This window comes from Leucobacter muris, from assembly GCF_004028235.1.
GTDB classification, from domain to species: Bacteria; Actinomycetota; Actinomycetes; order Actinomycetales; family Microbacteriaceae; genus Leucobacter; species Leucobacter muris.
Genome location: NZ_CP035037.1, coordinates 3141649 through 3163059, shown reverse-complemented (window position 1 = coordinate 3163059; position 21411 = coordinate 3141649). Strand labels below are relative to the sequence as shown.

At 70.9% G+C, this 21411-nt stretch carries 20 protein-coding genes; 14 read left to right on the top strand and 6 right to left on the bottom strand.

The window, feature by feature from the left end; genetic code table 11:
* A complete protein-coding gene (locus Leucomu_RS14800) occupies positions 1-1017 on the top strand; it encodes a Gfo/Idh/MocA family protein (protein WP_017884054.1) in 1017 nt (338 codons plus the stop codon).
* Positions 1018-1045: 28 nt separating this feature from the next.
* Positions 1046-1918 carry a sugar phosphate isomerase/epimerase family protein gene (locus tag Leucomu_RS14795; protein WP_128387694.1) on the top strand — a complete coding sequence of 291 codons (873 nt, stop codon included), beginning with the start codon at positions 1046-1048 and terminating at the stop codon, positions 1916-1918.
* Between the two features lie 63 nt (positions 1919-1981).
* Here the strand turns inward: Leucomu_RS14795 and Leucomu_RS14790 are convergent, their stop codons facing one another.
* Complete coding sequence (locus Leucomu_RS14790; RefSeq protein WP_128387693.1) at positions 1982-2749, bottom strand: sulfite exporter TauE/SafE family protein; 768 nt, start codon at positions 2747-2749, stop codon at positions 1982-1984.
* A 109-nt stretch (positions 2750-2858) separates the two neighbouring features.
* Here Leucomu_RS14790 and Leucomu_RS14785 point away from each other — a divergent pair, with 109 nt between their 5' ends.
* Entirely contained in the window at positions 2859-4298 is a 1440-nt protein-coding gene (locus Leucomu_RS14785) for a sugar porter family MFS transporter (protein ID WP_128387692.1), read from the top strand.
* Positions 4299-4469: 171 nt separating this feature from the next.
* On the opposite strand, the gene Leucomu_RS14780 is transcribed toward Leucomu_RS14785, so the two are convergent.
* The 3 genes from Leucomu_RS14780 to Leucomu_RS14770 form a co-directional block, all read right to left on the bottom strand.
* On the bottom strand, positions 4470-5498 hold the full coding sequence (locus Leucomu_RS14780) for a Gfo/Idh/MocA family oxidoreductase (RefSeq protein WP_128387691.1): 1029 nt from the start codon (positions 5496-5498) through the stop codon (positions 4470-4472).
* 116 nt (positions 5499-5614) lie between these two features.
* A complete protein-coding gene (locus Leucomu_RS14775) occupies positions 5615-6610 on the bottom strand; it encodes a sugar phosphate isomerase/epimerase family protein (protein ID WP_128387690.1) in 996 nt (331 codons plus the stop codon).
* Positions 6611-6779: 169 nt separating this feature from the next.
* Positions 6780-7970, bottom strand: a complete 1191-nt coding sequence (locus tag Leucomu_RS14770; RefSeq protein ID WP_128387689.1) for a Gfo/Idh/MocA family protein — start codon at positions 7968-7970, stop codon at positions 6780-6782.
* A gap of 143 nt (positions 7971-8113) precedes the next feature.
* Between Leucomu_RS14770 and Leucomu_RS14765 the strand changes: the two genes are divergently transcribed.
* The 5 genes from Leucomu_RS14765 (at position 8114) to Leucomu_RS14740 (ending at position 12866) form a co-directional block, all read left to right on the top strand.
* A complete protein-coding gene (locus Leucomu_RS14765) occupies positions 8114-9208 on the top strand; it encodes a LacI family DNA-binding transcriptional regulator (protein WP_128387688.1) in 1095 nt (364 codons plus the stop codon).
* A 469-nt stretch (positions 9209-9677) separates the two neighbouring features.
* Positions 9678-10685: an inositol 2-dehydrogenase gene (iolG, locus tag Leucomu_RS14755; protein ID WP_017884046.1), complete on the top strand. Its 1008-nt coding sequence runs from the start codon at positions 9678-9680 to the stop codon at positions 10683-10685.
* A 43-nt stretch (positions 10686-10728) separates the two neighbouring features.
* Positions 10729-11553 (top strand): TIM barrel protein, encoded by an 825-nt coding sequence (locus Leucomu_RS14750; protein ID WP_228407126.1) that lies wholly within the window; start codon positions 10729-10731, stop codon positions 11551-11553.
* A 9-nt stretch (positions 11554-11562) separates the two neighbouring features.
* Positions 11563-11742, top strand: coding sequence for a hypothetical protein (locus Leucomu_RS14745; protein ID WP_017884044.1), 180 nt, complete (start codon positions 11563-11565; stop codon positions 11740-11742).
* Positions 11743-11768: 26 nt separating this feature from the next.
* Positions 11769-12866, top strand: coding sequence for a LacI family DNA-binding transcriptional regulator (locus Leucomu_RS14740; RefSeq protein WP_017884043.1), 1098 nt, complete (start codon positions 11769-11771; stop codon positions 12864-12866).
* Positions 12867-13004: 138 nt separating this feature from the next.
* Here Leucomu_RS14740 and Leucomu_RS14735 read toward each other — a convergent pair whose 3' ends face one another.
* Together Leucomu_RS14735 and Leucomu_RS14730 are read right to left on the bottom strand one after the other, a co-directional pair.
* Positions 13005-14177 (bottom strand): Gfo/Idh/MocA family protein, encoded by a 1173-nt coding sequence (locus Leucomu_RS14735; RefSeq protein WP_128387687.1) that lies wholly within the window; start codon positions 14175-14177, stop codon positions 13005-13007.
* On the bottom strand, positions 14174-14863 hold the full coding sequence (locus Leucomu_RS14730; protein WP_017884041.1) for a GntR family transcriptional regulator: 690 nt from the start codon (positions 14861-14863) through the stop codon (positions 14174-14176). The genes Leucomu_RS14735 and Leucomu_RS14730 overlap by 4 nt, the downstream gene beginning before the upstream one ends.
* Before the next feature lie 194 nt (positions 14864-15057).
* Here Leucomu_RS14730 and Leucomu_RS14725 point away from each other — a divergent pair, with 194 nt between their 5' ends.
* The 6 genes from Leucomu_RS14725 to Leucomu_RS14700 are packed head-to-tail and all read left to right on the top strand — an operon-like array spanning position 15058 to position 21400.
* Positions 15058-16086, top strand: a complete 1029-nt coding sequence (locus Leucomu_RS14725) for a sugar ABC transporter substrate-binding protein (RefSeq protein ID WP_017884040.1) — start codon at positions 15058-15060, stop codon at positions 16084-16086.
* Positions 16079-17560: a sugar ABC transporter ATP-binding protein gene (locus tag Leucomu_RS14720; protein ID WP_164884583.1), complete on the top strand. Its 1482-nt coding sequence runs from the start codon at positions 16079-16081 to the stop codon at positions 17558-17560. The genes Leucomu_RS14725 and Leucomu_RS14720 overlap by 8 nt, the downstream gene beginning before the upstream one ends.
* Positions 17561-17582: 22 nt before the next feature.
* Entirely contained in the window at positions 17583-18641 is a 1059-nt protein-coding gene (locus tag Leucomu_RS14715) for an ABC transporter permease (protein WP_128387685.1), read from the top strand.
* A 25-nt stretch (positions 18642-18666) separates the two neighbouring features.
* Positions 18667-19845, top strand: coding sequence for a M24 family metallopeptidase (locus Leucomu_RS14710; RefSeq protein ID WP_128387684.1), 1179 nt, complete (start codon positions 18667-18669; stop codon positions 19843-19845).
* Positions 19842-20342: a VOC family protein gene (locus Leucomu_RS14705; RefSeq protein ID WP_017884036.1), complete on the top strand. Its 501-nt coding sequence runs from the start codon at positions 19842-19844 to the stop codon at positions 20340-20342. Before Leucomu_RS14710 ends, Leucomu_RS14705 begins: the two co-directional genes overlap by 4 nt.
* A complete protein-coding gene (locus tag Leucomu_RS14700) occupies positions 20339-21400 on the top strand; it encodes a zinc-dependent alcohol dehydrogenase (RefSeq protein ID WP_128387683.1) in 1062 nt (353 codons plus the stop codon). Before Leucomu_RS14705 ends, Leucomu_RS14700 begins: the two co-directional genes overlap by 4 nt.
* The last annotated feature ends 11 nt before the right edge of the window (positions 21401-21411 follow it).

Here is a 21411-nt window from a genome sequence, read left to right as displayed (position 1 = left end):
ATGACTGAAGAACTCCGCGTCGCCGTCGTCGGCGCCGGCATGATGGGCGCCGACCACATCAAGCGCATCACGCACCGCATCGCGGGCGCCCGCGTCTCCGCCATCGTCGAGCCCGACGCCGGCCGTGCAGAGGCGGCTGCGGCCGACGCCCCGGGATCCCTCTCCTTCACGCGCCTCGAGGAGGCGATCGAGGCCGGCGCCATGGACGCGGTGCTCATCGCGACCCCCGGCCAGTTCCACGCGCCGGTGCTGAAGCCGGCACTCGAAGCGGGGCTGCCCATCCTGTGCGAGAAGCCCCTCACGCAGACTTCGGAGAGCTCGCTCGAGATCCTCGAGCGCGAGCAGCAGCTCGACCGCCCGCACATCCAGCTCGGCTTCATGCGCCGCTTCGACGACGAGTACCAGGCCCTGCGCGAGCTCGTCTCCTCGGGCGAGAGCGGCGAGCTGCTGATGGTGCGCGCGCTGCACCGCAACCCCTCGGTGCCCGAGAGCTACACCGAGGACATGCTCATCACCGACTCGGTGGTGCACGAGTTCGACGTGGTGCCGTGGCTCGCCGGGTCGCGCGTCGTGAGCGTCGAGGTGAAGCACCCCCGCCGCAACTCGCTCGCCCCGGAGCGCCTGCGCGAGCCGATCCTCGTGATCATGGAGCTCGAGAACGGCGTGCTCGTCGACGTCGAGATGAACGTCAGCGTGCAGTTCGGCTACCAGGTCGCCACCGAGGCCGTCTTCGAGAAGGGCATCGCCCGCATCGGCCAGCCGTCGGGCCTGCAGCGCTGGGACGCCGGGTTCTTCCGCGTGCGGGAGCATGAGAGCTTCACCACGCGGTTCGCCGCCGCCTACGACGCGCAGATCCAGCGCTGGGTCGACGCCGTGCGCCGCGGAGACCTCATCGACGGCCCCAACGCGTGGGACGGCTACCTCGTCGCGCTGTCGTGCGAGGCCGGGGTCAAGGCCCTGCACGAGGGCGGTATCGTGCCCGTCGAGGCGCCCGAGCGCCCCGCTTTCTACGCCTGACCCGCACCGCACAGCAAAGGAGCTCCCGATGGTTCGCATCGCTCTCGATCCCACCCCCTACAACGGCACCGTCCACCTGCTCGACTTCCCGGACCTGGTGGCGCGGCTCGGCTACGAGTACCTGCAGCTCACCCCGAACCCCGACTTCGGGCGCCACTTCCACTATCCGAAGGTCGACGGCGACATGATCGCGAAGCTCAAGAAGCGCGCGAACGACGCCGGGGTGACGATCACGTCGGTGCTGCCCGTGCAGCGCTTCGGCGGGCCCGAAGAGCACCAGGTGCAGGCCGCGATCTTCAACACGACCCGCTACATCGAGATCGCGGCCGAGCTCGAGGCGCCCATCGTCAACACCGAGTTCTCGGGCCGCCCCGAGCGCGAGGAGGAGTCGGAGTTCGCGTTCTACCGCGCGATGGAGGCGCTGGTGCCGGTGCTCGAGCGCGAGGGCGTCACGCTCAACTTCGATCCGCACCCCGACGACTTCGTCGAGGACGGGCTCGAGGCGTGGCGCATCATCCGCGGTCTGAACACCGACCGCGTGGGCTTCGTCTACGTGGGTGCGCACACGTTCCACTACGGCGACCGCGCGGCCTCGCTGCTGCCCGAGGTTGGCGATCGCCTGGGCGCCGTCTACGCGGCCGACACCTTCGACCACACGCGCTCGAACGCGCTGCGCTACATCACCAACCCGCCCGGCAACGCCGTGCGCGTGCACCAGCACCTCGCGATCGGCGACGGCGACGTCGACTGGGCCGAGCTCTTCGGCACGCTGCGGCAGACGGGCTTCCTCGACCGCGAGGACGCGCTCATCGTGTCGAACGTGTTCGCCGAAGACGAGCGGGCCGACGAGATCTCGAAGTTCCAGCTCGCGAAGATCAAAGAGCTGATCGCCTCGGCGTGATCCGAGGGGATCCCGCCGGGCCGGCTGCGGGGCGGCCGGGCCGCGGAACGCCGTGCCCGCCGCTCAGCTCAGCAGCAGGTAGAGTGCGCCGAGCACGGTGCACAGGATCACGGCCCACTCGAAGGCCTGCTGCCTGATGCGATCGGCGATCCAGCGCCCGAGCATCGCGCCCCCGATCACGCCGGGCACGAGCAGCAGATCGAGCAGCAGCGTACCCGGCGTGATGAGCCCGAGGCCCACCGACACGGGCAGCTTCGCGAGGTTGAGCACGGCGAAGAACCAGGCCGCGGTGCCGAGGAACGCCTTTACCGGGAAGCGCGCGGCGAGGAAGTACATCGACATCACGGGGCCGCCGGCGTTCGCCACCATCGTGGTGAAGCCGCCGAGCGAGCCGTAGCCGACGCGAGCGAGCGCGGCGGCGCGATCCGACGCGGGTTCGACGCCGATGGGGCGGCGCCTCGCTCGCTGCCAGAGGGTGAACGCGATGATGAGCAGCAGGATCACGCCGATCACGCGGCGCACCCACGCGTCGTCGGCGACGGCGAGGAACCCGGCGCCGAGTGCGAGGCCGGCGACGACGGCCGGGATGAGTCGGATCAGCGTGCGCCAGTCGGCGTGCCTCCGGTAGCTGAGCAGCGCGAAGAGATCCCCTACGATGAGCAGGAGGAGCAGCGCGCCCGTCGATGCGCGCGCGGGCAGCACGGCCGCGAAGACTGCGATCGAGAGTGTGTTGATGCCGGGGATCGCGGTCTTCGAGACGCCCACGAGCACCGCCGCGAGCGCGAGCAGTGCCCAGGCGGGCGGCGCGAGGTGCGGAAGCAACGACGTCACGGGGCCACCCTATGCCCCCGCCCAAGTTTGTCCAAATGTAACGACATTGTTAAGCTCGGGTGAGCGCTCCGTTACGACTCGAGCGCGCGATCGACGAAGGAGTCTCTTCATGGCCTCAGCATCCATAGACCCGAGCACATCGACCCTGCCGCCGCTCACCGGCGGCCCGCACCGCAAGCGGCTCGGCCTCGTCGCGCTGATCGCGACCTTCGGCGGCCTGCTCTTCGGGTACGACACGGGTGTGATCAACGGGGCGCTGCGGCCCATGGCCGCCGAACTCGGCCTCAACCCCTTCACCGAGGGAGTCGTCACCAGCTCGCTCATCTTCGCCGCCGCGATCGGCGCCATGCTCTGCGGCCGTCTCTCCGACGGCTGGGGCCGCCGCAAGACCATCATCCTGCTCGCCGTGCTGTTCTTCGTCGGCACCCTCTTCGTCGTCGCGGCCCCCGGCCTCACCGTGCTCGTGATCGGGCGCGTGCTGCTCGGCCTCGCGGTCGGCGGGGCCTCGACCGTGGTGCCCGTCTTCCTCGCCGAGATGGCGCCCTACGAGATCCGCGGCTCCCTCGCGGGCCGCAACGAGCTGATGATCGTCACCGGCCAGCTCGCCGCCTTCGTCGTCAACGCGATCATCGGCAACGCCCTCGGCCACCTCGACGGCGTCTGGCGCATCATGTTCGCGATCTGCGCGCTGCCCGCCATCGCGCTCTTCTTCGGCATGCTGCGCATGCCCGAATCGCCGCGCTGGCTCGTCGAGAAGGGCCGCCGCGCCGACGCGCTCGCGGTGCTCAAGACCGTGCGATCCGAAGATCGCGCCGAGGCCGAGATGCGCGACCTCGAGCGGATCACCGCCGAGGAGGCCGTCGAGACCCAGCTCGGGTGGCGCGCCGTCTTCTCGAACAAGAACCTGCTGCGCATCCTGCTGATCGGCATCGGCGTCGGCATCGCCCAGCAGCTCACCGGCATCAACTCGATCATGTACTTCGGCCAGACGGTGCTCGTCGAGTCGGGCTTCGACGAGAGCGCCGCCCTCATCGCGAACATCGCCCCCGGCGTCATCGCCGTGGTGGGCGCCATCATCGCCCTCGCCATGATGGACCGCTTCGATCGCCGCAAGACCTTCATCACCGGTCTGACGCTCACCACCGCGAGCCACCTGCTGATCGCGCTCGCCTCCATGACGCTGCCCGTCGGCAACCCGGCGCGACCCTGGGTGATCCTGCTCCTCGTCGTGCTGTTCGTCGGCTCGATGCAGACGTTCCTCAACGTGGCCGTCTGGGTCTACCTCTCCGAGATCTTCCCGCTGCACATGCGCGGCTTCGGCATGGGCGTCGCCGTGTTCATGCTCTGGGTGACCAACGGGTTCCTGTCGCTCTACTTCCTGTCGCTCGTCGACGCGGTCGGGATCACGGGCACGTTCTACCTCTTCGCCGGAGTGGGCGCACTGGCGCTGCTGTTCGTGTGGAGGTTCGTGCCCGAGACGCGCGGCCGCACGCTCGAGGAGCTCGAGGAGGACGTCACGACCGGCGCGATCTACCTGCCGCAGAAGTAGCGCCGCCGCCCGGAGGCGGGCTGCGGTGGGGACCGCGGATCCGCCCGGGCTTCCCGGGGGACCCGCCGAGAGGCGAGAATCGCAGGTGGTTCGGGCGAGCCGCCTGCGATTCTCGCCTCTCGACGGGGAGGAGCGCGGGCGCGGGTGCGGGGAGGGGGGGAGGGACGCGGGCTACGCGGTCTCGACCTCGATCGAGCGGCCCCGCGCGTCGCTCTCCCTCGCGGCGTCGAGCACCGCGATCGTGTGCAGGGCCTCGTCGAGCCGCACCGGCAGTGGTGCACCCTCGGCGAGCGCCGCGTGCAGACCGCGGTAGAACGCCGAGTAGTCACCGGCGGCCGAGGGCACCCGCCGCTCGCCCGCCGCAGTCGAGAGCACGCCCCAGCGCTCCTCCCGCTCCACGCCCCACTGCGCGGCCGCCGCGGGCCGCTCGCCCGCCATGATCCGGTCGAACTGCACGTCATGCATGCGCGACGCATACGATCCCTCGCTGCCGTAGACCACCATGCGGCGCTCCGACCGGCGCCCCAGCTTGCTCGCCGAGACTGCGCTGTAGACCCCCGAGCCGTGGTGCAGCCCGAGCGCGAAGCCGACGTCGACCCTGCCGCCGTCGACGTCGAGCCAGTCGAGGTGCCCGTCGAACCGGGCCACCGGCCCGAACAGCTGGATCGCCTGGTCGACGACGTGCGCCCCGAGGTCGCGCAGCAGGCCGTCGTCGGGCCCGGACTCGAGTGTGCCCGGGTCGTCCTGATCCAGCACCAGCTCCGCGCGCCACGGCGTGCCGAGCGCGCCCGACTCGAGCGCGCCGCGCAGCGTGACGAGATCCGTGTCCCAGCGCCGGTTCTGGAACACCGTCAGCACCCGGCCCGCGGCCCGCGCGGCGTCGGCCAACTCGCGGGCGCCCGAGAGATGCGGGGCGAACGGTTTGTCGGCCACCACGTGCGCGCCCCGCGCGAGCGCTCGCAGCACCAGCTCGCGGCGGGTACCCGGGGGCGTGGAGGTGACCACCGCGTCGACGCCGGCGTCGAGGAGGTCGTCGAGCGAATCGAAGGCCGGCACCCCGGGCGCCTCCTCGACGAGCTGCGCGCGGCGCGCGGGCGAGCGGGTGACGACACCCGCGATCCGCCACTCCGCCGCGGCCTGGATGTAGGGCAGGTGGAAGAGCCGGCCTCCGGCTCCGTAGCCGACGAGTCCGATGCGCATGGGGCTCCCTTCGAGACGTGCTGCGGTTCCGAGCGTACCCGGGGCGGCGAACGCGGCAGGGGTCGGCGGGTCCGATCCGCCGGCGATCCCGCCTGCGCCCGCCGCCCGGCCCGCGCCTACAGCGCGGCGGCGGCGTCGCGCAGCACCCGCGAGGCCACCTCGAGGCCCTCGATGCGCCCGAGCGACACGTCCTCGTGCTCGATATTGACCCACATCTCGGGATCCACGTCGCGCAGCGCCCGCAGGAACTCGGTCCAGAATGCCGTGTCGTGGCCCCTGCCGAGCGCCACGAAGTCCCACGCCGACTGCTTCGGCCACTCGTTCGCCCACTCGTCGCCGCCAAGGTTCGTGCGGGGCTCGTCGGGCGACAGACGGCGGAACGAGTTGTCGAGCACGCCGTTGAGGCGCGCGAACTCAAGGTTCACGCGCACGTCCTTCGCGGCGGCGTGGAAGACCAGCTCGCCGAGGTGCCGCACGACCGCGACCGGGTCCATCTGCTGCCAGAACAGGTGCGAGGCGTCGAGCTCGACCCCCACGTGGGTCGCGCCCGTCAGCTCGATGAGCTTGTGCACGTCGGCCGAGTTGAACACGAGGTTCTGCGGGTGCAGTTCGAGCGCCACCTTCACCCCGTGGTCGGCGGCGAAGCGGTCGATCTCGCGCCAGAACGCCGCCGCGATGTCCCACTGGTAGTCGAGCACGTCGAGCGCGGCCGAGTTCCACGCGTTGACCACCCAGTTGACGACGGTCGAGCCGGGCTCACCGCCCGGCAGGCCCGACATGGTGACCACGCGGTTCTGGCCGAGCCGCGCGGCGAGCTCGATCGAGCGGCGCACGTCGGCGGCGTGTGCGTCGCCGATGAGCGGCTTCGGGTGCAGCGGATTGCCGTTGCAGTTGAGGCCGGCGATCTGCACGCCGGTGCCCTCGAACCGGCCGAGGAACTCGTCGCGGGCCGCGTCGGAGGTGAGGATCTGCTCGCGGTTCGGCACGTGCACCGGGGGCAGGAAACCGCCCGTGTTCAGCTCGATGCCGGTGAGGCCGAGGCGCTGCACGACCGCGATCGCCTCGGGGAGGCTGCGGTCGTGCAGGATCGCGTTGTAGACGCCGAGTTTCATGTGCGGTGCTTTCTGTTGAAGGTGGTTGCTCGGGGGCTTGCTTGGTTGCTCGGTTGCCCGACTGGCTGCCCGCTCGTCGAAGCCGGTTGGGGGCCGGGACTGGCGAGCCGCACCGGTGGGCGGGGGAGCGGCGGGTGGGGAAGGGGCTCGGAGCCGGTGCTGGGCGGGATCAGCGCACCGTGATCTCGGATCCGCCCCGCGCGGCCGACTCCGCCACCGCGGCGAGGAACTCCATGTTGTGCACGCCGTCGTCGAAGGTGCGGCAGCGGGGCAGCGATTCGGCCTCCGGGATGCCTGCGACCTCCTCGAGGAATGCGCGGGCCTGGTGCACGAACAGGTCGTTCTGGCCGATGCCGACACCCGGTGCATCCATCGCCCAGCCCCCGGCGTAGTGGGGGTGCTCGGGGCCGAGCGGCACGGTACGGTAGCCGGCGAGGTCGGTCTGCTCGTCGTGCAGCATGACCTCGACCTGGCCGGGATTGGTCTGGCTCCAGCGTGCGGCGCCCTTCGAGCCGAAGATCTCGAGGGAGAGGTCGTTCGGGTGCCCGGCGGCGACGCGCGATACCTCGAGCGTGCCGACGCAGCGCTCGAACTGCGCATTGAAGGTGGCGTAATCGTCGTTCTCGACCGGCGCGAGCTCGTCGCTCACGTTGCCGCGGGTGTGACCGACGACGGCGCCGAGCGGCTTCGGGCGCTCGGTGATCGAGGTGTGGAAGCGGCCGCCCGAGACCCGCTGAACGTCGCCGCAGAGGTACTCGGCGATGTAGCTGAGGTGGCTGCCGACGTCACCGAGGGCGCCCGATCCGGCGGGGCCCTGGTATCGCCAGCTCATGGGCGCGTCGGGTCGGCAGCCGTAGTCGGTCCAGTAGCGACCCGAGAAGTGCAGCACGTCGCCGAGGCGACCGTCGTCGATGAGGCTGCGAATGAAGGCGATGCCCGGGGCGCGCAGGTAGCTGTAGCCGATGCGGGCGAGCGCGCCTCGGTCTGCGGCGGCGCGCGCGGCCTCGGCCATGGCGCGCGCGTCGTCGATGGTGTCGCTCAGCGGCTTCTCGCAGAGCACGTGCTTGCCCGCGGCGAGCAGGGCCTCGACGATCTCGCGGTGCAGGAAGTTCGCCACGACCACGCTCACCACGTCGATGCCGTCGTCGTCGACGATGGCGCGCCAGTCGGAGTCGTGGCGTTCGAAGCCGTAGCGAGCGGCGGCCTCGGCGCCGAGTTCGACGTTGATGTCGGCGATCGAGGCGAGGCGGATGGGGGGCAGCGTGGGCTTGTAGAGCGTGGAGGCTGCGCGGTAGGCGGCGGCGTGGGCCTTGCCGGCCATGCCTGCGCCGATGACGGCGACGCCGAGTGATGCGGTCACGGATCTGGTCCTTTCGGAGGGCGGTGGAGGGGTGCGGAGACGGCGGAGCGCGTATGTCACATTGCGTTGGAGCGCTCCAATGAGGATCACGCTAACCTTGACTGGTCGCCGCTGTCAACGCGAAACACCGAGAGGAGATCCCGATGCGCAGACCGCCCACCATCTACGACGTGGCCGAGCGCGCGGGCGTCTCGAAGTCCCTCGTCTCGCTCGTGCTGCGCGACTCCCCCCGGGTGAGCGACGAGAAGCGCGCGGCGGTGCTCGCGGCCGTCGCCGAGCTCGACTACACGCCGAGCCGCCTCGCGGCCGGGCTCGCCGGAACGCGCACGCGCGGCATCGGCGTGGTCGTCGACGAGTTCGAGAACCTGTGGTTCGCGCCCGCGCTCGCCGGGCTGCGCGCGGCCGTCGCCGACGGCGGCTACAGCCTCAGCGTGGCCGACGCCGCCCTCAACGCTCATCTCGGGCTCGACCCGCTCGAGGTGTTCCGCTCGCTGCGGGTCGACGGCGTCGTGCTCGCCGGCGAGGCGCCCGCCGAGTCCGCCGCGCGGCTGAGCGTGCCCGCGGTGGTGCTCGGCACACGATCGCTCCGTCTGCCGGGGGCGCCGGTCATCGCGAGCGACGAGACCGCGGGGGGCCGGCTCGCCACCGCGCACCTCGCCGACCTCGGGCACCGCGACATCGTGTGCGTCGGCGGGCCCGGCGCGAGCGCTGCGACTCGCGAGGCGGGCTATCTCGCCGAGATGCGGGATCGCGGCCTGCCCCCGCGGGTGCTGCGGGCGCAGCAGACGAGCGAGGCCGCGGGGCGCGCGGCTGCGGCCGGGCTGTTCGCGGGATCCGGATCCCGAACCGGTTCCGAATCGCCCCCCACCGCGGTGTTCGCCGTGAACGACCCGATGGCGGTGGGTGTGATCGGCGCGGCCCGGGATCGCGGCCTCGAGGTGCCGCGCGACCTGTCAGTGGTCGGCTACGACGACTCGCCGCTCGCGGCATACGAGCTCGTCTCGCTGACCTCCGTGAGCGGTGACCCGCGAGAGCTGGGCGAGGCTGCGGGTCGCGCGCTCGTCGCGCTGATCGCGGGCGGAGCGGAGCGTCCGGGTTCAGAGGAGGCCGCCGATCGTGCCTCGGTCGCGCGCGGGGGCGGCTTCGTCGACCCCGACGCGACGGGCGGCGAGCCCGATGCGGGCGGGCTGCTCACTCCCGGGCTCGTGCTGCGGCGCTCGACGGCCGCGCGCGCCTGAGGCGCTGCCGCGCTGTCGCGCTGTCGCGCTCCGGCGATCCCTCCGCGCCCCCTGCGATCCCTTCGCGCCCCCCTGCGGCCCGCCGCCCCCAACAGCACCGATCGACGCACGAGCACCCGTTGTCCCGCTCCATTCGGTGCTTGAGGGTCGATCGGTGCTGGAAGGCGGGATTCGGAGGTTTGGAGGTTTGGGGGTCTGGAGGTTGGGGGGTTGGAGGTTTGGGGATTGGGGTCGGGGTTGGGGGTTGGGGGTTGGGGCCGGGGTTGGGGGTCGGGGCTGGGGCCGGGGGCGCGGGAAGCCCGGTGCTCGGCGCGGCTCCGGAGCGCCGTGGGCGACGACCGCCGGGGCTCGGCGACGCGGCTCTATTTGTACCGGTCCAATAGTCGTATACTGATCGCGACCCAATTGTCTTATCAAACCGGGCGAGGGTGATCCTCGCAGCCCGGCCCAGACCCAGAGGAACCACGCAATGACGCAGACCCCGGTTCGTTTCGGACTCATCGGCACCGGCCGCATCGGCCAGGTGCACGCCGCCAGCATCGCCGCCGCCCCCGACGCGGCGCTCTCGTGGGTGGCCGACCCGTTCGTCGACGGCGCCCGCGGTGTGGTCGAGCGCTTCGGCGGCACCGCGACCGACTCTCCGGAAGCGCTCATCGCGTCGGGCGAGATCGACGCCGTGCTCATCGCCTCGCCCACCCCCACCCACGTCGATCTCATCGAGGCCTCGGTCAAGGCCGGCCTGCCCGTGCTCTGCGAGAAGCCCATCGACCTCGACATCGCTCGCGTCGATGCACTGCGCCCGCTGGTGGCATCGAGCGGCGTGCCCGTCGCGCTCGGCTTCAACCGCCGCTTCGACCGCGACTTCGCCGCGGTGCGGGCCCGCGTCGCCGCGGGCGAGATCGGCGAGCTCGAGCAGCTCATCATCATCAGCCGCGACCCGGCCGCCCCGCCGGCCGACTACGTCGCGGTCTCGGGCGGCATCTTCCGCGACATGACGATCCACGACTTCGACATGGCCCGCTTCTTCCTGCCCGAGATCGTGTCGGTCAGCGCCACCGGCACGCAGGCCTTCGACCCCGGCGCCCGCCAGCACGGCGACTTCGACACGGCCGTCACCACGCTGCGCACCGCCTCGGGCGCGGTGGTCACCATCGTCAACTCGCGGCACAGCGCGATCGGCTACGACCAGCGGATCGAGGCCTTCGGCGCCAACGGCATGCTGCAGGTCGCCAATGCGCCCACCAGCCTCGTGAGCGCCTCGACGGCCGCGGCGGTCGACGCGAAGCCCGCCTTCGGCGCCTTCTTCCTCGAGCGCTACGCGCAGGCCTACGCCGATGAGCTCGTGGAGTTCGTGAAGCTCGTGCGGGGCGAGGCGTCGACCAGCCCCACGTTCGAGGACGGTCGCGCCGCCCTCGTCCTCGCCGATGCCGCCCAGCGCTCCGCCGTGGAGGGCGTCGCGGTGCCCGTCGAGCTCTGAGCCGGCCCCGCCGACCGCACCACCACGTCCACCGAGAGGGCCGATGATGACCTACCGACTCGCCGCCTGCGCGGAGATGCTCTTCCTCGAACTGCCGTTCGAGGAGCGCGTGCGCCGCATCCACGACCGGGGCTTCCTCGTCGAGATCTGGGACTGGAGCTCGAAGGACCTCGCCGCGCTCGCCGCGACCGGCGCCGAGTTCTCGTCGATGACGGGCTACCTGCGCGGCGACCTCACGACCGACGAGGGCCGCGCCGAGCTGATCGCCACCGCGCGGGAGTCGCTGCGCGCCGCCGAGGTCATCGACTCGCCCCGCCTCAACCTGCACGGCACGGGTCTCGGCGAGGGCGGCCTGCCGGTCGTGCCCCGCGAGAGCGTGGACGGCGACGACTGGATCCGCGCCGCCGACACCCTGCGCGAGCTCGCCGCGCTCGGCGAGGAGACGGGGCGCACCTTCGTGCTCGAGAACCTCAACCTCGCGGTCGACCACCCGGGCACCCCGTTCGCGCGAGCGGCCGACACCCTCGCGCTCGTGCGGGCGGTCGACCGGCCCGGCATGCGCCTCAACCTCGACCTGTACCATGCGCAGATCGGCGAGGGGAACCTCGTCTCGCTCGTCACCGAGGCCCTGCCGTGGATCGGGGAGATCCAGGTCGCCGACGTGCCCGGCCGCTGTGAGCCCGGCACCGGGGAGATCCGCTACGAAGCCGTCGCCGCCGCGCTGCGCCGGCTCGGCTACGAAGGCGTGATCGGCATGGAGGCCTGGGCCAGCGGCGATCCGGACGCCGCACTCGACGCCTTCGCGGCGGCGTTCGGCGAGGGACCGGGCGCCGACGGCCCCGGCGCCGGCTCCGGCGCGAGTGCGTAGGCTCGGATCGTGAGCGGGGATCGTGAGCGCAACGCCTACCGCGCGGTGGTGTTCGCCGTGCTGATCGCCGGGGCGCTCGGCTTCCTCTGGTATCTCGGCCAGGGCGGCGAGGGGCTGGGCGAGGGCGGTATCTTCCGCTTCTTCTCCGATCCGGCGAGCACTCCGGCGCCTCCGGTCCCGGGCGAGTGACCGCGCCGAGCCCTAGGATGTGAGGGATGCCGCAGCGGAGTGCGGCGACCGGTGAGGCGGCGGAGGTGACGATGGCGGAGCAGACCCAGGATCGGCTGCAGGATCCGACCGCGCCCGTTCGCCCGCCCACGATCCGCGACGTCGCCCGGGAGGCGGGGGTCTCGAAGTCGCTCGTGTCGCTCGTCTTCAACGGCGGCGAGAACGTGAGCGAGGAGCGCAGGCTGCGCGTGCTGCGCGCGGCCGAGCGGCTCGGCTACCGGCCCAATCTGGTCGCGCAGTCGCTCTCGGCCGGGCGCCGCGACCTCGTGGCGATCCTCGTCTCCAATCTCTCGAATCCGATCTTCGCCGACATCGTGGGCGCCGCGAAGGCCCGCCTCAGCGAGGCCGGCCAGCGCACCATGATCGTGACCGCCCAGGTCGACGACGGCAGCGGCGAGCCCGTGCTCGACCGCGACAACCTCGCGGTGCTGCGCGACCTCCGCCCCGCGGGGCTGCTGACGGTCGGCACGATCCCCGAGTTCTCCGAGCTGTCCGACCTGACCGCCACGATCCCCACGGTCGTGGCGAGCGCGATCGACGCGACCGACGACACGGTGGCGGCGGTGCGCACGGACGACGACGCGGGCATCGACCTCGTGGTCGACCACCTCGTCGACCGCGGGCTCGAGCGCATCGTCTTCGTGGGCGGCGACGGCGGCACGGTCTCGGCGTCGCGCGAGCGCGCCTTCCGGGCGGCCGTGGGCCGTCGCGGGCTCGGGGAGTCGGCCCGGGTGGAGCGCGCCGACTTCACCGAGGCCGGCGCCCGCCGTGCGGTGGAGCGCATCCTCGCGGCCGGCCCGCCGCCCGAGGCGATCGTCGCGGTGAACGACCTCACCGCGCTCGGGGTGATCGCCGCGCTCGAGGAGGGCGGCGTGCGAGTGCCGGAGGGGTGCCGCGTGACGGGCTACGACGACTCGACGCTCGCGGCGATCCCGCGCATCTCGCTCACCAGCGTCGACCCGCACAACCGTCGCATCGGGCGCGAGGCGGCCGAGGCGCTGCTCGCCGCCTCGGGCCCGTTCCGCCGCGGGCGCGAGGTGCTGATCCTGCCCAGCCTCGTGGTGCGCGGGTCGACCGCGGGCTGAGCGGCGCCCGGCCCCGGCGCCCGGCCCCCGGCCCTCCGCTGCCGCGGACCCTCCGCCGAGGAACGGGGGCGCGCCACTCCGCTTCGCCTCGGGGCGCCGGCGCGACGAGACTCCCGGTTGCCGATGCGGCCGAATCCCTTAGCTCACCGCGATCCAGCTTCCCGATGCCGTCGACCGCCTGAGCGCATCCTCCACCCTCGCGACCCGCAGGGCGTCGTCGATGGTCGCCGCCTCGGACGGCATGCCGCGGAGCAGCTTCACCAGTTCGCCGAGCTCGATGAGCTTCACGTCGTCGAAACCGATGCCGAGCCCCGGGCCGGGCAGGAAACGACCGTACTCGGGCATGCCCGCGTCGACGTACTCCTTCGAGACCGCCGACATGGTGCGATCGCGCCACAGGAACTCGTTGGGGTGCTCCGAGTTCCAGCTCGCGTAGCCGAGGCTGCCGTGGATCTCGATCACGAGGGCGTTCTCGCCCGAGCGGGATACGCGGCTCGCGTTGAGGGTGCCGAAGGACCCGTTCGCGAACGACGCGAGTGTCACCGCGATGTCGTCGTTGTCGACCTCGCCGACCTCGTTGAGCGCCCGCCCGCCGAAGTGGCCGCCCGTGCCTGCCGGGAGCGGGCGAGAAGCGTGAACCGTCCGCAGCCTTCCCACGACCTCGGCGACGGGGCCGTTCAGGTACTGCGCGAGATCGATGAGGTGGCTCAGGATGTCGCTTGAGGCGCCGCCCCCGGCCTGGGCCTCGGAGAACCGCCAGGTGAGCGGAGCCGCCGGGTCGGTCGCGAAGCCCGCGTCGTAGTGACCGCGAACGTGCTCGACGGTGCCGATGCGGCCGTCCGCGATGCGGGTGCGCAGTTCGCGCACGGCAGGGGAGGACCGGTAGTTGTGCCCGACCACCAGGACGGTGCCGTTGCGCTGCACGGCGTCGTGGACGCGCTGCACCTCCTCGAGCGTGCGCCCGACCGGCTTCTCGATCCAGACCGCCTTGCCGGCGTTCGCGGCCGAGACGGCGAGATCGGCGTGCTCCGAGTTCGGGGTGCAGATCGAGACGAGGTCGACGTCGGCGGCCGTCGCGGCCGCTCCCGGCGCCGCGACGGTCCGCTCGAACCCCCAGCGCCGCTCGGCCTCCTCGCGCAGCGACTCCGCCCGGCTGGCGGCTACGGCGAGCGAGAACGAGACGTCGAGCTCCGGGTAGGCCTCGGCGAAGCGCCGGTAGCAGCGCGCGTGGAGCCCTCCCATCCAGCCGAGTCCGGCCACCGCGACGCGGACGGCCGACGGCGAGGAGGCCGCGGAGCGTCGTGCGCTCATGCGTCTGCGCCGGTGCCGAAGTTGATGTGGCGGAGGAGGCGCGCCGCGATCCCGTCGATGTGTTGCACGACGGCGTCGCGCAGCAGTTCCGGCGATCCCGCCTCCATGGCGTCGAGCGCGACCATGTGCTCGTCGATGGATGCGCGTAGGTGCTCGTGCAGCGGGTCAGCGAAGACCCGCACGCGCGCGAGCGGGCCATGGAGGCGCTCGATGAGGTGGATCAGCATCGGGTTGCCGCACCGCTCGATGTACAGGTCGTGGAAGGCGAAGTCGGCCTCGCTGAAGGAGTGGTGGGGCGCGTCCGTCGCGAGCTCCGACCGCACCTTCTCCATCAGCGCCCGCACGCGGGCGATCGCCGCCGGGGGGATGTCTCTCGCGAGGAAGGCGGCTTCCGCCTCGAGCGCGCGCCGCACCTGGTAGATCTGGGTGACGAACTCCGAGGTGATGGGCGGAACGCTGAACCCCCGCGGGCCCGACTCGTTCAGCATGCCCTCGTCCTGGAGCCGACGGATCGCCTCCCGGAGCGGCGACCTGCTGACCGAGAGCTGCCGCGCGAGATCGTTCTCGCTCAGGATCGTCTCCGGCGTGATCGTGCCGGAGACGATCAGATCCTGAATCGCGTCGTACGCCTGCTCGGCGAGCGAGGGGCCGCGCTGCAGCGCGCTTCCCGGCTGAAACGTAGTCATGTTCGTTACCAGTCTCCAGATCTCCGCATCCTCGAGGATCTCGCGAATCGTGTGCCATCGCGTTTCCTGATCGTTTCAGCGGAGTTTCAGTTTTATTGACAACCTATCGGAATCATCCTAACGTGTATACAGGCGACTGACGACTGGCGACAGCCACTCGCTTCGGCTCAATGGAGAGACAGAGGAGAAACTTGATGCTCAGAAAGCTTGCACAGGCAACGCTGGCGCTCACGGCAGTCGGCGCGCTCGTCGGAGTGACGGCTTGCTCATCGGGCGGCGGAAACGGCGAGGGCGGCGGAGCGGGTGACGCCGGCATCACCATCGGCTACTCGGGATACACCGTGTCGAACCCATTCTTCGCCGGCCTGCTCGAGGGGCTCGAGCGCGGTGCCGAGGAGACCGGGGTGACCCTGATCACCACCAACGCGAACGGCGACCCGAACCAGCAGGTCACCGACGTGGAGAACCTGATCACCCAGGGCGTCGACTACATCGCGATCAACCCGGCCGATGGCAAGGCCATCGTGCCGGCCGTCAGGGCGGCTGACGCGGCGGGAATCCCCGTCATCGCACTGGCCGATTCGATCCCGAGCGACCTGATCACGTTCACCGTCAGCCAGAACCACGTCGACGCGGGCAAGATGGCGGGCGAGGAGATCGTCTCGTTCCTGGAGGATCGCTACGGCGAGGCGAAGGGCAACGTCGTCAACATCCAGGGCGCTGCCGGATCGCCCGCCGCCATCGACCGGGACAAGGGCTTCCTGGAGGTCATGGACGCCCACCCGGACGTGCAGGTCGTCGCGACGGCCGACGGGGGCTGGGACACCGCGATCTCGAACGAGGTCATGACCGACATCCTGCAGGCGCAGCCCGAGATCGACGCGGTCTTCTCGGGGAACGGGGCCGAGGCGGTCGGCGTCAGCCGCGCGATCGAGTCCGCCGGACGCTTCGCGCCGATCGGCGAGGACGGCCACATCTTCGTGATCGGCATCGACGGCCCGAAGCCCGCGATCGAGAACATCCGCGCCGGCATCCAGGACGCCGAGATCAGCCAGCAGCCGATCGCCATGGCCGAGGAGGCCGTACGATTGATCGTCAAGCTGCACAACGGCGAGACCGTCGAGGGGTTCGTCGAGTGGCCCTCGATGCTCATCACGCCCGCCAACATCGACAGCGACGAAGTGAAGGAATTCGGCATCTGGGCCGATGAAGTCGATGGCTGATCCACTCGTCAAGCTCGCAGGCGTCAGCAAGCACTACCCGGGAGTCCGTGCGCTGACCGATGTCAGCCTGCAGATCTTCCCGGGGAGGGTGCTGGCGCTCGCCGGCGAGAACGGCGCCGGAAAGTCCACGCTCATCAAGAGCCTGGCCGGCGCGGTGCGGCCCGACGAGGGCACGGTCGAGGTCGGCGGGAACCCGGTTCCCGCCGACCCCGGCGAGGTCATCAAGGCCGGGGTGAGCGTCATCTACCAGGAGCTCACCGACGTGCCGGACATGTCGATCGCCGACAACCTGCTGCTGGGCGCGTTCCCGAGCAGTGCCGGCTTCACCCGGCGTCGCGAGGCGGAGAAGCTCAGCCGCGCATCGCTCGCGCGGGTCGGGCTCGCGCACATCGACCCCTGGCGCCCGGTGTCGAGCCTGACGCTCTCCGAGCGCCAGCTGCTCGAGATCGCCCGCTGCCTCGCCCGCGATGCGAAGGTGCTCGTCTTCGACGAGCCCACCTCGTCGCTCCCGGAGAGCGAGGTCGAGATCCTCATGGCCGTGATCAAGGGCCTCAAGGCCGACGGCCTCGGCATCCTGTACGTGAGCCACCACCTCGACGAGTTCTTCGAGATCGCTGACGACATCCTCGTGCTCCGCGACGGCCGGGCGGTCGAACAGCGCCCGACCGCGGAGTGGGACGAGCAGCAACTCGTGCGCGCCATGCTGGCCCGCGACCTGGGCCGGGCCTATCCCTTCAGGGAACGGCGTCTCGGCGACGACGTGCTGAACGTCGAGGGGCTGAACGCGCCTCGCGTGAAGGACGCGCGGGTGCACGTGCGCGGCGGTGAGGTCGTCGGCCTGATCGGCCTCGCCGGTGCAGGGCGCACGGAGCTGATGCGGGCGATCGCGGGCATCGACCGTCCGGAGAGCGGCGGGGTGAAGATCGACGGGGCCGAGGTGAAGACCGGCAGCATCGCCGCGGCCCGCGGCGCCGGGATCGCCTATGTCACGGAGGACCGCAAGCAGAGCGGGCTCGTGCTCGAGAGCAGCGTGCGCGACAACATGGCGTTCGGCAACTACGGACTCTTCTCCAAGCTCGGCTGGGTGCGCAAGACCAAGCTCGCCAGGCTCTGCAAGAAGTGGGTCGCCGACTTCGAGGTCAAGACCGCCGACACGAACGGCGCGGTGGGCAGGCTCTCGGGCGGCAATCAGCAGAAGGTGGTGCTGGCGCGCTACGCCGCCACCGAGCCGCGCGTGATCCTGCTCGACGATCCCACGCGCGGCGTGGACGTCGGCTCGAAGGCCGCGATCTACGAGAAGGTCTTCGAACTCGCCGAGGGCGGGGCCGGCGTGATCATCACGAGCTCGGACACCGACGAGGTGCTCGCGGTCAGCGACCGCGCCTACGTGCTCCGGGCCGGCCGCATCGTCGGCGAGGTCGACCGGGCCGCTTTCGACCGGGAGACCGCGCTGCACCTCGCGTCGCTCGGCTGACTCTCTACCTGAGGAAGAACTCATGAATCTCAATACACAGAAGCTCGAAGACCGGGTGCTGCCGCCCGAGACGTCGGCGCTGCCGACGCTCGCCGAGCGGCAGCTCGGCTGGGGCGCCCGCACCTGGCGGCGCATCAAGCTGAGCCCGACGACCCCCATCTTCGTCGCACTCATCCTGGTCTGCGTCGTGATGTCGGTGCTCACCGACCGGTTCTTCAGGGCCGCCAACATCCTGAACATCCTCAACCAGTCGGCGATCGTCGGCATCGCGGCGGTCGGCGCCACGCTGGTGATCATCACCGCGGGCATCGACCTGTCGGTCGGATCCAACATCGCGCTCTCCGGCATGGTCGCGGCGACCTTCGTCGCGGGCGGCGGAGACGGTGTGCTGGGGGTGATCCTCGCTCTGCTCGTCTCGACGCTGATCGGCGCCTTCAACGGCGCCTCCGTCGCCTGGCTCAATCTCGCGCCCTTCATCGTGACGCTCGCGACACTCGGCATGGGCAGAGGGCTCACGCTCCAACTCAGCCAGGGTCAGAGCGTCTACGATCTGCCCGACGCCTTCAACTGGATCGGCAGCGCTTCGGTCTTCGGCATCCCGTTCGCGTCCGTGCTCACGGTGCTGATGTTCATCGTGGGGCACCTGATCCTGAACAACACGGTCTTCGGGCACAAGGTGTACGCGACCGGCGGAAATCGCGAGGCCGCGCGCCTCTCGGGCATCAAGGACCGCCAGACCCTGTTCTTCGTCTACGGGTTCGCGGGCCTCTGCGCCGGCATCTCGGCGGTCGTGCTGGTGGGGCGCCTCGGCTCGGCCACGCCCACCGCGGGCACCGGGCTCGAACTGCAGGTGATCGCGGCCGTCGTCATCGGCGGCACCAGCCTCTTCGGCGGCAAGGGCAGCATGTTCGGCACCTTCGTCGGCGTGCTGCTGATCGGCGTGATCAACAACGGCCTCACGCTGCTGAACGTGAGCCCGTTCTGGGTGCAGTTCGTGCAGGCCGCGATGATCTTCCTCGCTGTGCTGCTCGATTCGTTCAACAGCCGTCGCCTCGCGCGGCGCAAGGTCACAGCGGGCTGAGGCCCGAATCCCGAAGGAGACATCTGTGGACATTCCATTCAAGACGCACCATCTCGACGAGCTGATGGCGGCGGAGGGCATCGACGCGCTTCTCGTCACGTCGAAGCACAACGTGCAGTACCTGCTCGGCGGGCACCGCTTCTTCTGGTTCGACTACATGGACGCGGTCGGGGTGAGCCGCTACCTGCCGGTGGTCGTCTACTTCCGCGGCGCCCCCGAGGCCTCGTGCTTCGTCGGTAACGCCATGGAGGGGTTCCAGATCGAGAACGAACCCGTCTGGGTTCCGCGCATCAAGGCCGAGGCCTGGGGCGTGCGCGACGCGATGGAGTTCGCGCTCGAAGCGGTGCGCGAGCGACTCGGCACGCGCGCGCGGCTCGGGATTGAGTCCAGCTTCCTCCCCATCGACGCGCTGCCCGTGCTCGAGAGCCGCGGATCGTACGACCTCGCCGACGCCGAGTTCCTGCTGGAGCGGTTGCGCGCGTGCAAGAACGAGACGGAACTCGAACTCGTCGAGCAGGCGTCGGATCGCACGGTGGACGCGATCCTCGACGTGTTCGGGCAGCTCGAGCCCGGTATGACGAAGCGCGACGCGGTCGAGCGGCTGCGCCTGGCCGAGGTCGAGCGGGGGCTCATCTTCGAGTACTGCCTCGTCTCGGCTGGATCGAACTTCAATCGCGCCGCATCCGACGACCGGCTGGAGGAGGGCGACGTCATCTGCCTCGACTCCGGCGGCAACTACCGCGGATACATCGGCGATCTCGCGCGGATGGGGGTGCTCGGCGCCCCCGACGCGGAGCTCGAGGAGGCGCTCGCCGAGATCGACGCGGTGCAGCAGGCGGCTCGCGAGGTCATCGTCGCCGGTGCGCTCGGCCGCGAGGTCATCGCCGCGGGCGACGCCAGGGCGGCGCAGAGCCCCTTCTCCGACAAGCTCGCCTACGTGACGCACGGGATGGGCCTTATCAGCCACGAGGCGCCCCGAATCACGGCGAGCGGGCCGGTGCCGTATCCGGACACGGATGCCGATTCGCCGCTGCAGCCCGGTATGGTGCTGTCCGTGGAGACGACGCTGTGGCACGAACGAAGAGGTTTCATCAAGCTGGAGGACACGGTCATCGTGACCGAGGGCGGTTACCGCGCCGTCGGCGACGTCGGCCGCGGGTGGAACGTCTGCGGTCAGGGTGCGAACCGCCTGGTGACCGCATGACGCGGGGCTTCGCACTGCATCATCTCGGCCTCGTCGTCGAGGATCTCGACCGCGCGGTCGGGTTCTACACCGACGTCCTCGGGATGAGCCGTGAGGGCCGGACCGAGTGGACCGTGATCGAGGGCGCTCCGCTGGGGATCGACGCCGATCGGGTCGAACTGCGCTGGGCGTTCCTGGGCCTCGGACCGGTGCGCCTCGAACTGCACGAGTTCCGCGACCTCCCCGTCTCGCCCGGACGCCGGAGGACGCAGGATCCTGGCCTCGGGCACGTGGCGCTCTCCGTGCCGGACATGGCCGAAGCGGTTGCGGCGCTCGAGGCCGCAGGAGCCGAGTTCTTCTCGGCCCCGAACCTGCTCACCGACTCCCCCGGACAGGAGGGCGACCAGTGGGTGTACTGCAGGGACCCCTTCGGATTGACCATCGAGCTGTACCAGGCCGCGACGCCCGGGGAACGGGCGCGGGCGACGGCCGCTCAGACGGAAAGGAATGAACGATGAACGACACCATGCGTGCCGCGGTGTTCAAGGGTGAGGGGCGGCTCGAGCTGGAGCCGCGGCCGCGTCCGGGCATCGAACGGCCCGACGACATCGTGCTGCGCGTGCGCGCGGTCGGGATCTGCGGTTCGGATCTCCACATCCTCGACGTGCCGCCGACGCACCCCGCAAAGCCCGGAGTGATCTTCGGTCACGAGTTCTGCGGCGAGGTGGTCGAGGTCGGCCCGGAGGTGCGCGACCTCCGCGTCGGCGACCGGGTGGCGATCGACCAAAATCCGCCCTGCGGCCGCTGCGAGGCCTGCCGCACCGGCAGCCCCAACTTCTGCAAGGTGGTGTTCGACAACCCGGAGTGCGATGTGCCCGGATGGCCGCACACCCCCGGCCAGTGGTGGGACGGCGGTATGGCCGAGTACGTGCGCGTGCCCTCCTACTTCGCCTACCGGGTCTCCGACGAGACGCCGATGGAGCACATCGTCGTCGCCGAGCCGCTCGGCTGCGTGCTGAACGGGGTGCACAAGGCCGGCGTGCGGCCCGGTGAAGCGGCCGTGGTCGTGGGCGGCGGGCCCATCGGCCTGCTCGCCGTCATGGTGCTCCGGCTGCTGGGAGCCGGCGAGATCGTGATCGTCGAGCCTTCGGAGGAGCGCAGGAACGTCGCCCTCGAGCTCGGTGCCACGGTGGGCGTCGACCCCCGGGCGGTCGACGTCGTCTCGGCGGTGCGCGAGGCGACCGGCGGCCTCGGCCCCACGCTGATCTACGAGGCGGTCGGCTCTCAGCTCGACGCCGCCGTGTCGATGGCCGCCGACGAGGCGAGGATCGTGGTCGTCGGGATCAACTCGGCGGTCCGCGCAGGGTTCGCGCCGACCGACATCGTCACGAAGGAGCTGAGCATCCACGGCGCGTTCCTGATGCGGAACACGATGCGCGAGGCGCTCGACCTCATCGAGAGCGGCGCGATCCCGATCGGCGAGATCGTGAGTCACGTGCTCCCGCTGGAAGAGGTGCACGAGGGCATGCGCCTCGCTCGAGCCGGCGAGGCGCTGAAGGTGGTGTTCACGCCGTGACGCAGGAGGAA